This window comes from Tessaracoccus flavus (assembly GCF_001997295.1).
In the GTDB taxonomy this organism is placed as follows: Bacteria; Actinomycetota; Actinomycetes; order Propionibacteriales; family Propionibacteriaceae; genus Arachnia; species Arachnia flava.
This window is the reverse complement of sequence record NZ_CP019605.1, coordinates 675,777-689,228: the sequence shown is the minus strand read 5'-3', so window position 1 is coordinate 689,228 and position 13,452 is coordinate 675,777. Positions and strand designations below refer to the sequence as shown.

Here is a 13,452-nt window from a genome sequence, read left to right as displayed (position 1 = left end):
CTATTCTGGCACGGCCCGAGCGTGACGCAAAATCAGGGTGCCCCGACGGCCTGCGACACGCCCGACGGCGTGTGCAGGGGTCGCATGGCACCCTCACTCACGCAGGCGGAGCGCCAGCGACCAGGAGGCCGCCCGCGGCCGCAGCTGATATTCCGGCCGCACGTCTGGTCCGCAGCTGCGTGACCCCAGCCCGTGCTGCGCCACGTCGAGGTACAGATGGGTCGCCGTCGACTCCGGCAGTTCGTAGGGATGCGCGGCGCCCGTGACCTCGTGGGCATCGTGCGCGCGCAGCGCGAACCCCGGGAGGTCGCCCCCGGCCCGCTGGGCGCGGATCTCGAGGTCGATATCGGGTAGCTGCAGCTCACGGAGCTGCATTCGAAGACCGCTCTCCTGCGGGACCGCGTAGTCGACGATGAGGTCACTGACGTTCGAGGCGAAGCGCCCGACGCGCGCAGCGACATTGGAGTCGGCGTAGTTCTCCGCCGGCCCTGTCCCGAACCACTCGGCGCGGCTGAGCCCCTCCGGCAGCCGGAAGTGCAGGCCGATGCGTGGCCACGTCCCGGTCCACCCCTTGCTCGGCACTGCCGAACCCTCCAGGATCAGGGACGCGCCGTCCCACGTCCACGCAAGCTCCACCACCACGGCCTCCCTCGATGCCGCCGGTGCATACCGGTGGACGACCGACAAGCTTCCGGGGCCCGGCGTCACGCTGACGACGCGGCGCTGGAGGCGGTCGATGCCGGCGGCGCGCCACTGATCGGCCCACGAGGGGGCAGGGGCGCCGACGCCCCGGGATGCGGTCGGCTCGACGGCGACGTAGGAGTTGGAGAACGCGAGCAGATCGTTCTCGATGGGAGCCCGCCACAGCTCGAGCCGGGGGCCGCCGATCGGTCGTCCGCCGAGTTCGACGAGGTCTCCGGTGTGGGCATCGAAGCGGGCGCCGCCGAGGTGGTACTCCCCCGCCACCTCCGTCGGGATCTCGGTGACCGACGGGCGGCGCGGCGGCACCGGCGCTTCTGCCAGGAGCAGCTGCTGGGACGCAACCACGTGACCTTCGTCAGCCCAGGCCGACCCGGCCGCGGTGACCGCCTCCACGGTCCGCCACAGTTCCCCGGACTCGGGGACCTGGTACGACGGCATCGACACTGCGATCAGTTCGCCCGCCTCGACCGGTCGGGCTTCGACCACTCCGGATCCGACTTCACGCCCGTCCACCTCGTCGCGCCAGAGAATGCGCAGATCGGAGGTGTCGCCGTCGTGGCGTCGGTTCTCGATCGACGTTGCCACCCTAGCGAACTCTTCTGCGTTCCACCCTTCGAGGACGCCCGAGTCGGTAGTGTGCACAGAGCCAAGGAGATCGAGGGAGATGCCATGTCCGAGCTCGCAGAGATCACGCAGTTCCTCGCGGCGCGCGAGCCCTGGTCGCTCCTGTCCCCGGGTCAGATCTCGGCCTTCGCACAACGCGCCGTCGGCCAGTACGTGCGGCGGGGCACGGTCGTTCTGGCAGCCGGGGCGGCCCCCACCGCTATGTATGTCGTCAGGTCCGGTGCCATCGAGATCGTCGACGCCGACGGCAACCTGGTCGATCACGACGAGCAGGGGGCCTGTTTCGGGCAGTCCTCGATCATCGAGGAGCGACCTTCCCGTTTCACGTTCACCGCTATCGAGGACTCGTTGCTGTGGGGGTTCAGCCCCGAGACGGTCCGTGAACTGGTGGCGACGCCGGAGATCCGAAGGTATTTCACCGAGGCGCGGCTGGCCGACGCCACCCGCCACGTCCCCGACGGGGGGCCCGTCCTCCAGGTGCCGGTGGCCGACATGGTCACCCGGGCGCCGGTGACCATCACCGCCGACGCGACGGTCGGACAGGCTGCTGCGGTCATGGACGAGAACAGGATTTCGGCGATCCTCGTCACCGAGGGCGACGCACTCGTCGGAATTCTCACCGACAGGGATCTTCGCCGCGTGGTGGCCCACGATGTGTCCCCCTCCTCACCGCTCGTCGAGGCCATGTCCCGCGACCCCTTCCGCATCTCTCACGACGCGCTGGCCCTCGACGTGCTGCTCAGCCTTGTCCAGCACAAGATTCACCACCTTCCCGTCATGGACGGTGACGCGCTGGTAGGCATGGTCACCTCCGGCGACCTCATGCGCCTCGAGCGGTCCAGCCCCCTCTACGTGGTGGGCGACCTGGCGCGTCAGGACGACGTGGCGGGACTGGCTCGCGTCATGGCCCGCGTGCCCAAGCTGGTCGGACGACTGCTGCGGCAGGACGCCACCGCTGAGGACATCTCCAGGATCGTCAGCAGGACGACCGAGGCGCTGTGGCAACGCCTCCTCGACATGGCGCAGGCCGAACTGGGCGCACCGCCCGTGCCGTACTGCTGGGTGGCGCTCGGATCCCTGGCTCGCAACGAGCAGGCGCTGGCTTCCGACCAGGACCACGCCCTGATCCTCGCCGACGATGCGCTTCCCGAGCACGACGCCTACTTCTCGGCGATGGCCGAATACGTCACGGCCGCCCTGGTCGAGTGCGGATTCCCACGCTGCAAAGGCGAGGCCATGGCCACCAACCCGCAGTGGCGCAAACCCCTTGCTGCCTGGCAACGCGAGTTCTCAACCTGGCTCAGCGCCCCGACGTCGGAGGCGGTCCTCAACAGCTCGATCTTCTTCGACATGCGGCCCATCCACGGCGACCACACCCTCTTCACCGCACTGCAACAGCGGGTGCTCCGCACGGCGCCCCAGTCGTCACGGTTCCTCGGCCACCTCGCCAAGCACGCCAACGACGCCGAGGTGCCGATCGGGTTCCTGCGCGGGTTCGTCGTCGAGAAGAAGGGCGAGCATCGAGACCGCCTGGACATCAAGCTCGGAGGCATCAACCCCATCGTCGACGTCGCCCGCATCTACGCCCTGCGGTGGGGCCTCCCCCAGGTCTCGACCCGCGGACGGCTGCTCGCCGCCGCTGAGCACGGTGCCGAGGTCGGCAACCTCCTGGACGCGCACGAGTTCCTGGGGTACACACGGCTGCAGCATCAGGGATCGCAGGTGGCCCGAGGCGAAGCGCCGCACAACTACATCGATCCCGAGACCCTGTCGGAGTTCGATCGCCGCCACCTGCGCGATGCCTTCTCCATCGTCGCGAAGGCGCAGTCGGCTCTGACTGTGGCGTTCCAGACGCAGTTCATCTCGTGAAATGGCCGTTCCGCCGCACCAACGCGGCATTGGCCGATGACATCCCGGAGGGAGGGCTGCGTCAGTTCCTGACCGCTCCTCCCCCTCCCCGATCAACCCCTCTCGGCGAAGCCCCCTCCTCGCCGTCGACTTCGAGACCACCGGGCTCACCCCCGGTGTGGACCACGTCATCTCGGTTGGCATGGTCGACGTCGACGGGTTCAGGATCCCGCTTGGAACAGCGACCAACTTCCTCGTCGACCCCGGCGTCGGAGTGGGCCAGTCCGCCATCATCCACCAGCTCACCGACGACGAACTGCTCGCCAAGGGCGCGACCCCCGAGGAAGCTCTCGATCGCGTCTTCGGGCGGCTCGCGGGGCGCATTCTCCTCGCGCATCACGCCGCCATCGAGGTCGGATTCCTGGCCGCGGCCGTGAAACGCCTCTACGGCATCACCATCGAGATACCGGTGGTTGACACCCTGGGCCTGGGGCATCGCGCCCTGGGCTTCGGCGAGGACCACCCCCGCGACGCTCTGCGCCTCTGGAAGCTGCGCGTCCGCGCGGGCCTGCCCAGTTACAAGGGGCATGACGCCGTCGTCGACGCGCTCGCCTGCGCCGAGTTGTACCTCGCGTTGGCCCAGGAGCTGGACCTGACCACGCTGGGCCAGGCGATCCGGCTGTCCTGACCTTGGGGTCAAGTGGACACGCAGGCGTTTCCCAACGTCGGAGACGGCCGCTAGAGTCGCCGACCGTATGTCGTCCTCCGCTCTGGAACACCTCTCCCCCGCATTCCCCGGCCGCGCGGCCTGGGGCACGGCGTCGTCGCTGCGCGCCTGGCAGCAGGCGGCCCTTGATCAGTACGAGCAGGAGTCCCCGCGCGACTTCCTCTGCGTCGCGACGCCGGGGGCCGGCAAGACCACCTTCGCGCTGCGGGTGGCGGCCACACTCATGAGCGCCCGCACCGTCCGGCGGATCGTCGTCGTCACCCCGACCGAGCACCTGAAGGTGCAGTGGGCCGACGCCGCCGCCCGGGTGGGCATCCAACTCGATCCGGGGATCGGCGGCTCCTCCAGGGCAGGCCGCTCCAAGGAGTTCCACGGGTCGGTGGTGACCTACGCCGGTGTCGCCGCCCGCAGCTACGTCTACGAGGCCCTGTGCCATTCCAAGGAGACCCTCGTCATCTTCGACGAGATCCACCACGCCGGCGACTCGAAGAGCTGGGGCGAGGCCATCGAGTACGCGTTCGGCCATGCCACCCGCCGGCTGGCTCTGACCGGGACCCCCTTCCGCTCCGACGACCACCCCATCCCCTTCGTCGCCTACGACGAGCTGGCCCCCGGCGTCAGACAATCGCGGGCCGATTACACCTACGGGTACACAGAGGCGCTGACGGACCACGTCGTCCGGCCGGTGCTGTTCATGAACTACGGCGGCGCGATGCGCTGGCGCACCAAGGCCGGCGACGAGCTCGCCGCCGATCTCGGTGTACCCCTCACGAAGGACCTGACGGCCCAGGCCTGGCGCACCGCCCTCTCCCCCACCGGTGAGTGGATTCCGGCCGTCCTGCGCGCTGCGGACAAGCGCCTGACCGAAGTGCGCCGTCACGTGCCCGACGCGGGCGGTCTCGTCATCGCCACCAACCAGACCTCGGCCCGTGCCTACGCGCGCATCCTCCACGATCTGACGGGCACCAAGCCCGTCGTCGTGCTCTCGGACGACGCGAAGGCGAACGTCCGGATCGAGGAGTACTCAGAGGGCACGGACCGCTGGATGGTCGCCGTCCGAATGGTCTCGGAGGGGGTCGACGTACCGCGGTTGGCCGTCGGTGTCTACGCCACGGCTACGTCCACCCCGCTCTTCTTCACCCAGGCTGTCGGCCGCTTCGTGCGAAGCCGACGCCGCGGAGAGGTCGCCACCGTCTTCCTGCCGACCGTGCCGGTGCTGCTCGCCCACGCCGCCACGATCGAACGCCAGCGGGACCACGTGCTCGGCCGGCCGACGTCGGACGAGGGCGACATCTGGGCCGAGACCGAGGCGCTCATCGAGCGCGAGAACCGCGCCGACAAGGCGTCCGACGACCTCCTCGGAGAGTTCGAGGCCCTCGAGTCGCAGGCGACGTTCGACCACGTCCTGTTCGACTCCCAGGCGTTCGGCATGCACGCGGAGCCGACGTCGGCCGACGAGCAGGACTACCTGGGCCTGCCAGGCCTGCTCGAACCGGCGCAGGTCAGCGTCCTGCTGGCAGAGCGGCAACGCCGCCAGCTCCGTCGGCGCGAGAAACAGGACCGACGTGCAGAGCCTGAGGTTGCGCTCCACCGGGCGCTCGCCTCGAAGCGCAAGGAGCTCAATTCGCTCGTGGCGCAGTACGCCCGCCTCAAGGGCGTCCCGCACAGCCATGTGCACGCCGATCTGCGACGCGAGTGCGGCGGCCCCAAGCTCGCGCAGGCGTCGCAGCACCAGGTGGACGAGCGCCTGGCCGCGATCCGCGCCTGGCTCCGCTGAGCACCCGCTGCACCGGTTCGGGGTTACCCTGGGCCCATGACCGGTCATCGGGAGGGCAGGTGCCACCCGGCAGACGGAGATCCCCGGCCCCGACGGGAAGACGCTGGCGATCACCGACGTGTATCGCCGGGCCCACTCCGGGGCGCTCGGGGCCGAGCCGGCGGATGCTGCCACGGATCGCGTCGACGCAGTCAAGGAAACCTACGGAGCTCTCCGGGAGGACGTGGTCTACAGGATCGAGAACTCCGCCCTCTTCGATACGACTGTGCCGCAGACGAGGGAGTTCCACGTTGCGCTGATGGGCTGGGACGACTCCGCCGCCACGCTGTCGCCCGGCGAGCAGGCGAGGCTCGCCGCAGAGATCCAGGTGAGGTTCGACGCCGCCCGCGCACATGCGGAGACGCTCGGCCTTCATCATCTTCCCGCCACCGCGCGGGCCGTGGCCCAGCGTGCCGCCGGGAGCCTGCGGCTGGCTCAGCGGAGCCAGAGTGACGGGGAACGCGCGGCGGCGTTGGAGAGTGCCGCGCGGCTCCTCAGCTCCCTTGCGCTGTACTACCTTCCGGACCCGCAGGTGGTGCGGGAGTTGGCCCCACCACGCGCCGGGCACGGCGCCGATCCGGGCCAATCCGTCGACGACAGTCCTTCGCGTTAAGTTGAATGCTAAACTATTTCCATGAGCGAACGCAATGAACACAGCAAGGGCGGCGTCTACTCCGTCAAGGGCAAGGAATTCAACCGGGACTCGCGCTACATCGAGACGCGGATCGTGGCCGAGCCGCGCGAAGGAACCGACGACTACCCCGTCGAGCCCCACCGCTACCGCCTGGTCGCCGCCTACGCCTGCCCGTGGGCCAACCGCGCGATCATCGTGCGCGACCTGTTGGGGCTCGACCAGGTCATCTCCATGGGTAATCCCGGCCCCACCCACGACGAGGACTCCTGGACGTTCGACCTCGACCCGGGTGGAGTGGACCCGGTCCTGGGCATCGCGAAGCTGAAGGAGGCCTACGAGCGGCGCTTCCCCGGCTACGACCGTGGCATCACCGTCCCGGCCATCGTCGACGAGACCACAGGCGAGGTGGTGACCAACAACTTCCCGCAGATCACCGAGGACTTCTACGTCGAGTGGAAGCAGTTCCACAAGGCCGACGCCCCTAACCTCTGGCCGGACGAACTCCGTGACGAGATGGACGACGTGATGCAGCGGATCTACACCGAAGTAAACAACGGCGTCTACCGGTGCGGTTTCGCGGGTTCGCAGGAGGCCTACGACGCGGCCTACGACCGGCTGTGGACCGCGATGGACTGGCTCGAAGAGCGCCTCGCCGAGCGTCGTTACCTCATGGGCGAGCAGATCACCGAGGCGGACGTAAGGTTGTTCACCACCCTGGTGCGCTTCGACCCCGTCTACCACGGCCACTTCAAGTGCAATCGCAACAAGCTGACCGAGATGCCGAACCTGTGGGGCTACGCCCGGGATCTCTTCCAGACGCCCGGCTTCGGCGACAACGTCGACTTCGAGCAGATCAAGGCGCACTACTACGTCGTGCACACGGATCTGAACCCATTGAGCATCGTTCCCAAGGGACCCGACCTCGCCAACTGGCGCTCCGAGCACGGCCGGGGCTGAGTCCCGCCGCGCCGCCAGCGATCCTCACAGACGCCAACCGACAGCCCGCTTCGCCGACCGGACTCAGCGACGCCCCCGATACCTCGCGGGCGTCGCTGATACTCGTTGGCGCGACGGCGGGACGGTTGGCGTCCTGGTCTCCCGATTGGCGCTGGCCGGGTCAGCCCAGCTGGGCGCGGAGGGCTTGGAGGCGAGCGAGCGACGACTCGCGGCCCAGGATCTCCATCGACTCAAACAGCGGCGGGGACACCTTGCGGCCGGAGATCGCCACGCGCAGGGGCGCGAACGCAAACTTCGGCTTGATCCCCATCGCCTCGACGATGCGCTCCCGAAGCCCCGCCTGGATCGCCTCTGCCGTGAAGTCGACCGATCCGGCCACCTCCATGGCCGCGTCGAGGACGGCTGGGGCGTCGTCGGTCAGGCCGGCCACGGCGTCGCCGTCCAGCGTCACCTCGTCGTCGGCCGCAAAGAGGTAGTCCAGCTGCGGGAGGGCGTCCTTGAGCAGGACGAGCCGCTCCTGGATGATCGGCACGGCGAGCCGGAGCACCTCGAGCTCACGCTCGGACGGGTCCGACCACTGGCCGCTCTCCTCAGCGAATGTCGCGATGCGGTCGGCGAGCTCCTCGGTGCTGAGTTCGCGGATGTAGTGCCCGTTCAGCCAGTCCAGCTTCTTGAGGTCGAAGATGGGGCCGACGGTGTTCACCTTCTCCCAGGCGAACTCGGCGACGAAGTCGTCGAAGCTCTTGACCTCCCCGGAGTCGTCCCCCGCGTAGCCGAGCAGCTGGAGGAAATTCCGCACCGCCTCGGGCAGGTAGCCCTGTTCCTTGAACCACATGAGACGAGCGGCCGGGTTCTTGCGCTTGGAGATCTTGGACTTGTCCGTGTTGCGCAACAGCGGCATGTGGGCGAACGACGGCAGGTCCCACCCCAGCCACCGGTACAGCAGAACGTGCTTGGGGGTCGAGGAGATCCACTCCTCACCGCGGACGACGGTGTTGATCCCCATGAGGTGGTCGTCGACGACCACTGCAAGGTGGTAGGTCGGGAAACCGTCAGCCTTGAGGATGACCTGGTCGTCGGGGCGGGGCGCCTTGACGCGACCCCGGACGATGTCGTCGAACTCCAACTCGACGTCGTCGGGGATGAGCATCCGCACCACGGGCGTCTCCGAGAAACCGGGCAGCTCCGAGCGCTCCTCGCGTGACTTCCCCAGGCAGAGCCGGTCGTAGCCGGTCACCGACAGCTTGGCCGCCTCCTGTTCCTTGCGGAGCTCGGCCAGCCGGCCCGGCGAGCACCAGCAGTAGTAGGCGTGCCCGTCGGCGATCAGCCGGTCGACGAAGGGCCGGTACGTGTCGAGCCGCTCCGACTGGCGGTACGGTCCGTGCTCACCGCCGACGTGGGGGCCCTCGTCCGGTTGCAGCCCGAGCCATTCCAGCGAGTCGTAGATCTGCTGCTCGCTGCCTGCCACCAACCGCGCCTGGTCGGTGTCCTCGATCCTGAGGACGAAGGAGCCGCCGGTCTTGCGCGCCCAGGCGACGTCGAACAGCGCCATGAACGCCGTGCCGACGTGGGGGTCTCCGGTGGGCGAGGGTGCTACCCGCGTGCGGGCTGGAACCAGATCAGTCATAGTGCCCCTCAGCATACGGTCCGGCCTCACGGCGGGGCCAACGCCGACCGATGGCTGCAGCGTGAGGCATTCTTGGCCTATGACACTCGAACCGACGCAGGGCTCGGCGATCGACCGCGCCCGCAAGGCCGCCGAGCAGGCCCTCGCAGGGACAGGGACCGACCCGACGTTGAAAGCCAGGCGCGACGAGGCCAAGGCCCACCTCGGCGAGGTCCCGAGGCCTGCGCGGATGACGCGCGCGTTCAGCTATGTACTCGACGACCTCGTCCAGGTGCCCGGCACCCAGGTGCGCATCGGCGTCGACCCGCTCCTGTCCCTGATCCCCTGGGCGGGCACCGCCGTCGGTGCAGCGTTCGGCGGGGTCGTGCTCATCGACGCGATCCGGCTCCGCGCACCCGTCCCCGTGGTGGCCCGGATGGTCGGCAATTCGGTCGTGGACTGGCTGCTGGGAATGGTGCCCTTCGTCGGCGCCCTCTTCGACGTGACGTTCCGCGCCAACAAGAAGAACCTGCGTCTGCTCAACCGCACGATCGAGAACCGGGAGCTGGTGAAGAAGGCCTCGCTGCGCTACTGGATTGCCGTGGGAGGGCTGATCCTCCTGGTGATGGCCGTGATGATCGCGATCCCCGTGGCCATCCTCCTCGGACTGGACGCCCTCGTCCGCGGCTGAGCCTGGGACGAGGCGTGCTAACTTACCGAGCATGACCGACGCGATGCCCTCGAACTTCATCTACGACGCCGTGCGAGCGGACGTCGAACAGGGCCGGCGCGGCGGGCGCGTACAGACGCGGTTCCCACCCGAACCGAACGGTTACCTCCACATCGGCCACGCGAAGGCGATCGTCGTCGACTTCGGGGTGGCTGCGGACTTCGGCGGCATCTGCGTGTTGCGCCTCGACGACACCAACCCCGAAACCGAGGAGAGCAGCTTCGTCGACGGCATCATCTCCGACATCGAGTGGCTCGGCTACGAACCTGCGGACGTGCGCTACGCCTCGGACTACTTCGACCAGCTCTACCGCTGGGCCGAGGAGCTGATCGAGAAGGGGCTGGCCTACGTCGACGACCAGGACGGCGAGGCCATCTCCGCCGGCCGCGGCGGCTATGGCAAGCGCGGGATCAACTCCCCGTTCCGGGACCGCCCGGTCGATGAGAACCTCGCTCTGTTCCGGCGGATGAAGGACGGCGAGTACGCCGACGGGTCGCGGGTGCTCCGGGCGAAGATCGACATGAATCACGAGAACATGCAGCTGCGCGACCCGATCATGTACCGCATCCGCAGGGTCCCGCACCACCGCACGGGAGACACCTGGTCCATCTACCCCACCTACGACTGGGCCCACGGACAGTCCGACGCCATCGAGGGCGTCACGCACTCGCTCTGCACGCTGGAGTTCGAGTCGCACCGACCGCTCTACGACTGGTTCCTCACGAAGCTCGCCATCCCCGATGCTCCGCGGCAGTACGAGTTCGCGCGCCTCGAGCTGACCCACACCGTCACGTCCAAGCGACGGCTGGCCAAGCTGGTCATGGACGGCCTGGTGGACGGCTGGGACGACCCGCGGATGCCGACGCTCAGAGGGCTACGGCGCCGAGGCTACCCGCCGGTCGCGATTCGTTCCTTCTGCCGCGAAGTGGGCACCACGCGGACCAATTCGCGCCAGTCGATCGAGGCCCTCGAGTCGTATGTGAGGCGGGAACTCAACGCGACGGCCCAGCGACGGATGGCGGTGCTCAAGCCGCTCAAGCTGCGCATCACCAACTGGCCCACCGACGCCTCGGGCGCCCCTGTCGTCGAGCACTTCGAGCTCGCGAACAACCCCGAGCGCCCCGAGGACGGCACCCGGCTGGTCCCCTTCAGCGGAGAGCTCTGGATCGAGCAGGACGACTTCCAGGAGGTGCCTCCACCGAAGTACTTCCGCCTCTCCCCCGGCCGGGAGGTGCGCCTGCGCGGCGCCTACTTCGTGACCGCCACCGATGTGGTCAAGGACGACGACGGCGCGATCGTCGAGGTGCTGGCCACCCACGACCCAGAGACCAAGGGCGGCAACGCGCCCGACAACCGGCGCGTGAAGTCCACCATGCACTGGGTGTCCGCGGCCCACGCCCAGGACGCCAAGGTCTTCCTCTACGACCGTCTGTTCAGCGCCGAAGCCCCGGGCGAGCGCACGGGCGAGGCCCTGGACGACCTGAACCCGAACTCACGCGAGGAGGTCGCCGGCTGCAAGGTCGAGGGCGCACTCGCCGATGTGCGTCCCGGCGAGGTGGTGCAGTTCGAGAGGTTGGGCTACTTCGCAGCCGATCTCGACCACCCGATGCTCTTCCATCGCACCGTTGGGCTGCGCGACGAGTGGGCTGCGATCCAGAAGCGCGGCTGACCACCCTCACCTCAGCCAGGTCGCGACGAGGGCCCCGCCAATCCGATCGGCGGGGCCCTTCCCTGTCACGTGGTGGTCAGCGCGTGCGGAACATCACGATGTTGTTGACCTACCGCCGCCCCCGACCACGCTGCTCCCTGAGCTTGTCGAAGGGTAACGGCCCCGATCCCTACCGACGCCCCCGACCACGCTGCTCCCTGAGCTTGTCGAAGGGTAACGGCCCCGATCCCTACCGCCGCCCCCGACCACGCTGCCCCCTGAGCTTGTCGAAGGGTAACGGCCCCGATCCCCACCGCCGCCCCCGACCACGCTGCCCCCTGAGCCTGTCGAAGGGTAACGGCCCCGATCCCTACCGCCGCCCCCGACCACAGGGCGGCGATCAACCACCGGCCGCAACCCTTCGGCGGACGGGCTGCTCGCAAAGCGAGCTGGCCCTGCTCAGGGATCAAGTTCCCTGAGCTTGTCGAAGGGTAACGGCCCGCTCCCTACCGCCGCCCCCGACCACGCTGCTCCCTGAGCTTGTCGAAGGGTAACGGCCCCGATCCCTACCGCCGCCCCCGACCACAGGGCGGCGATCAATCACCGGCCGCAACCCTTCGACGGACGGGCAGCTCGCAAAGCGAGCTGGCCCTGCTCAGGGACCAATCGCGACGGACGGGCTGCTCGCAAAGCGAGCCGGCCCTGCTCAGGGACCCATGACGACCGACGGGCCGGAAACGGCAGAGGGGCCGTGCAGCAGATGCTGCACGGCCCCTCTGGGCGCGGGTGTCAGATCACTTGAGGATCTTGGTGACGTTGCCGGCGCCGACGGTGCGGCCGCCCTCACGGATGGCGAACTTGAGGTTCTCCTCCATGGCGATCGGCTTGTTGAGGTGAACGGTCATCTCGGTGTTGTCGCCGGGCATGACCATCTCGGTGCCCTCGGGGAGCTGGACAACGCCAGTCACGTCCGTCGTGCGGAAGTAGAACTGGGGCGAGTAGTTCGAGAAGAACGGCTTGTGACGGCCACCCTCATTCTTGTCCAGCACGTAGACGTTGGCCTCGAAGTCGGTGTGCGGGGTGGTCGAACCCGGCTTGATGACGACCATGCCGCGCTCGACGTCTTCCTTCTTGGTGCCGCGGAGCAGGAGACCGACGTTCTCGCCAGCGCGACCCTCGTCGAGGATCTTGCGGAACATCTCCACGCCGGTGACGGTCGAGGACTGCTTCTCCTCGCGGATGCCCACGATGTCGACGGTGTCGCCGGTGCGGACGATGCCGCGCTCGATACGGCCGGTGATGACGGTGCCACGACCGGTGATCGTGAAGACGTCCTCGACGGGCATGAGGAACGGCTTGTCCGTGTCACGCTCCGGCTGGGGGATGTACTCGTCGACAGCGTTCATGAGGTCCATGATGGTGTCGGCCCACTTCTCGTCGCCCTGGAGGGCGGGGAAGGCGGCGACGCGCACGATCTTGGTGTCCTCGAAGCCCTGGGCGGAGAGGATCTCGTCGAGCTCCATCTCGACCAGGTCGATGAGGTCGGCATCGCCCTCGTCGATCATGTCGCACTTGTTGAGGGCGACGACCATGGCGGGCACGCCGACCTGGCGAGCCAGGAGGATGTGCTCGTGGGTCTGCGCCATCGGGCCGTCGGTGGCGGCGACCACGAGGATCGCGCCGTCCATCTGTGCGGCACCGGTGATCATGTTCTTGACGTAGTCGGCGTGGCCGGGGCAGTCAACGTGCGCGTAGTGGCGCTTCTCGGTCTGGTACTCGACGTGCGCGATCGAGATCGTGATGCCGCGCTGGCGCTCTTCGGGCGCCTTGTCGATCTGGTCGAACGCCGAGACGGCGTTCCACTCGGGGTAACGGTCATGGAGCACCTTGGTGATCGCCGCGGTCAGAGTGGTCTTGCCGTGGTCGACGTGTCCAATGGTGCCGATGTTGCAGTGCGGCTTAGTCCGCTCAAACTTGGCCTTTGCCACGAGGGCTCCTCCTGGATTACACCACGCTGTTGCGTGGCGACGTGTGTTCGCACCTCGCGGGTGCGAGGCGAATTTTCTCAGCGTTATCGACGAGACACATGGCCCCATTCGAATCAACCTTCATAATCCTAACGGCTCACCGTCCTGAGTCAAACCGGTAGTCCCCATTGCG

The 13,452-nt window shown here is 68.2% G+C and carries 10 protein-coding genes; 7 read left to right on the top strand and 3 right to left on the bottom strand.

The features are described from left to right. Positions 1-93: 93 nt before the first annotated feature. Positions 94-1,344, bottom strand: coding sequence for a beta-galactosidase small subunit family protein (locus RPIT_RS02980; RefSeq protein WP_162274476.1), 1,251 nt, complete (start codon positions 1,342-1,344; stop codon positions 94-96). 27 nt (positions 1,345-1,371) lie between these two features. On the opposite strand from RPIT_RS02980, the gene RPIT_RS02975 reads away from it, so the two are divergent. The 5 genes from RPIT_RS02975 (at position 1,372) to RPIT_RS02955 (ending at position 7,308) form a co-directional block, all read left to right on the top strand. Next, on the top strand, positions 1,372-3,195 hold the full coding sequence (locus tag RPIT_RS02975) for a DUF294 nucleotidyltransferase-like domain-containing protein (protein ID WP_077340490.1): 1,824 nt from the start codon (positions 1,372-1,374) through the stop codon (positions 3,193-3,195). 157 nt (positions 3,196-3,352) lie between these two features. Continuing rightward, a complete protein-coding gene (locus tag RPIT_RS02970; RefSeq protein WP_237267841.1) occupies positions 3,353-3,862 on the top strand; it encodes a 3'-5' exonuclease in 510 nt (169 codons plus the stop codon). A gap of 67 nt (positions 3,863-3,929) precedes the next feature. Continuing rightward, on the top strand, positions 3,930-5,678 hold the full coding sequence (locus tag RPIT_RS02965) for a DEAD/DEAH box helicase (RefSeq protein WP_077340486.1): 1,749 nt from the start codon (positions 3,930-3,932) through the stop codon (positions 5,676-5,678). 118 nt (positions 5,679-5,796) lie between these two features. After that, positions 5,797-6,330 carry a hypothetical protein gene (locus RPIT_RS02960; RefSeq protein ID WP_077340484.1) on the top strand — a complete coding sequence of 178 codons (534 nt, stop codon included), beginning with the start codon at positions 5,797-5,799 and terminating at the stop codon, positions 6,328-6,330. Positions 6,331-6,351: 21 nt separating this feature from the next. Continuing rightward, entirely contained in the window at positions 6,352-7,308 is a 957-nt protein-coding gene (locus tag RPIT_RS02955) for a glutathione S-transferase family protein (RefSeq protein WP_077340482.1), read from the top strand. Between the two features lie 160 nt (positions 7,309-7,468). On the opposite strand, the gene gltX is transcribed toward RPIT_RS02955, so the two are convergent. Next, positions 7,469-8,860 (bottom strand): glutamate--tRNA ligase, encoded by a 1,392-nt coding sequence (gene gltX, locus RPIT_RS02950; RefSeq protein ID WP_237267854.1) that lies wholly within the window; start codon positions 8,858-8,860, stop codon positions 7,469-7,471. Between the two features lie 154 nt (positions 8,861-9,014). Between gltX and RPIT_RS02945 the strand changes: the two genes are divergently transcribed. Together RPIT_RS02945 and RPIT_RS02940 are read left to right on the top strand one after the other, a co-directional pair. Further along, entirely contained in the window at positions 9,015-9,605 is a 591-nt protein-coding gene (locus RPIT_RS02945; protein WP_162274475.1) for a DUF4112 domain-containing protein, read from the top strand. A gap of 31 nt (positions 9,606-9,636) precedes the next feature. Next, the gene (locus RPIT_RS02940) at positions 9,637-11,313 is read left to right on the top strand and encodes a glutamine--tRNA ligase/YqeY domain fusion protein (protein ID WP_077340478.1); all 1,677 of its coding nucleotides are present in this window, start codon (positions 9,637-9,639) and stop codon (positions 11,311-11,313) included. Positions 11,314-12,086: 773 nt separating this feature from the next. Here RPIT_RS02940 and tuf read toward each other — a convergent pair. Beyond that, positions 12,087-13,280, bottom strand: a complete 1,194-nt coding sequence (gene tuf / locus RPIT_RS02930) for an elongation factor Tu (protein ID WP_077340474.1) — start codon at positions 13,278-13,280, stop codon at positions 12,087-12,089. Positions 13,281-13,452 lie beyond the last annotated feature (172 nt).

Bases quoted from the DNA above. Each gene is read 5' to 3' on its own strand.
- RPIT_RS02945 (WP_162274475.1), top strand. From the start codon at position 9,015: ATGACACTCGAACCGACGCAGGGCTCGGCGATCGACCGCGCCCGCAAG.
- RPIT_RS02965 (WP_077340486.1), top strand. From the start codon at position 3,930: ATGTCGTCCTCCGCTCTGGAACACCTCTCCCCCGCATTCCCCGGCCGC.
- RPIT_RS02940 (WP_077340478.1), top strand. From the start codon at position 9,637: ATGACCGACGCGATGCCCTCGAACTTCATCTACGACGCCGTGCGAGCG.
- RPIT_RS02955 (WP_077340482.1), top strand. From the start codon at position 6,352: ATGAGCGAACGCAATGAACACAGCAAGGGCGGCGTCTACTCCGTCAAG.
- gltX (WP_237267854.1), bottom strand. From the start codon at position 8,860: ATGGCGCTGTTCGACGTCGCCTGGGCGCGCAAGACCGGCGGCTCCTTC.
- RPIT_RS02975 (WP_077340490.1), top strand. From the start codon at position 1,372: ATGTCCGAGCTCGCAGAGATCACGCAGTTCCTCGCGGCGCGCGAGCCC.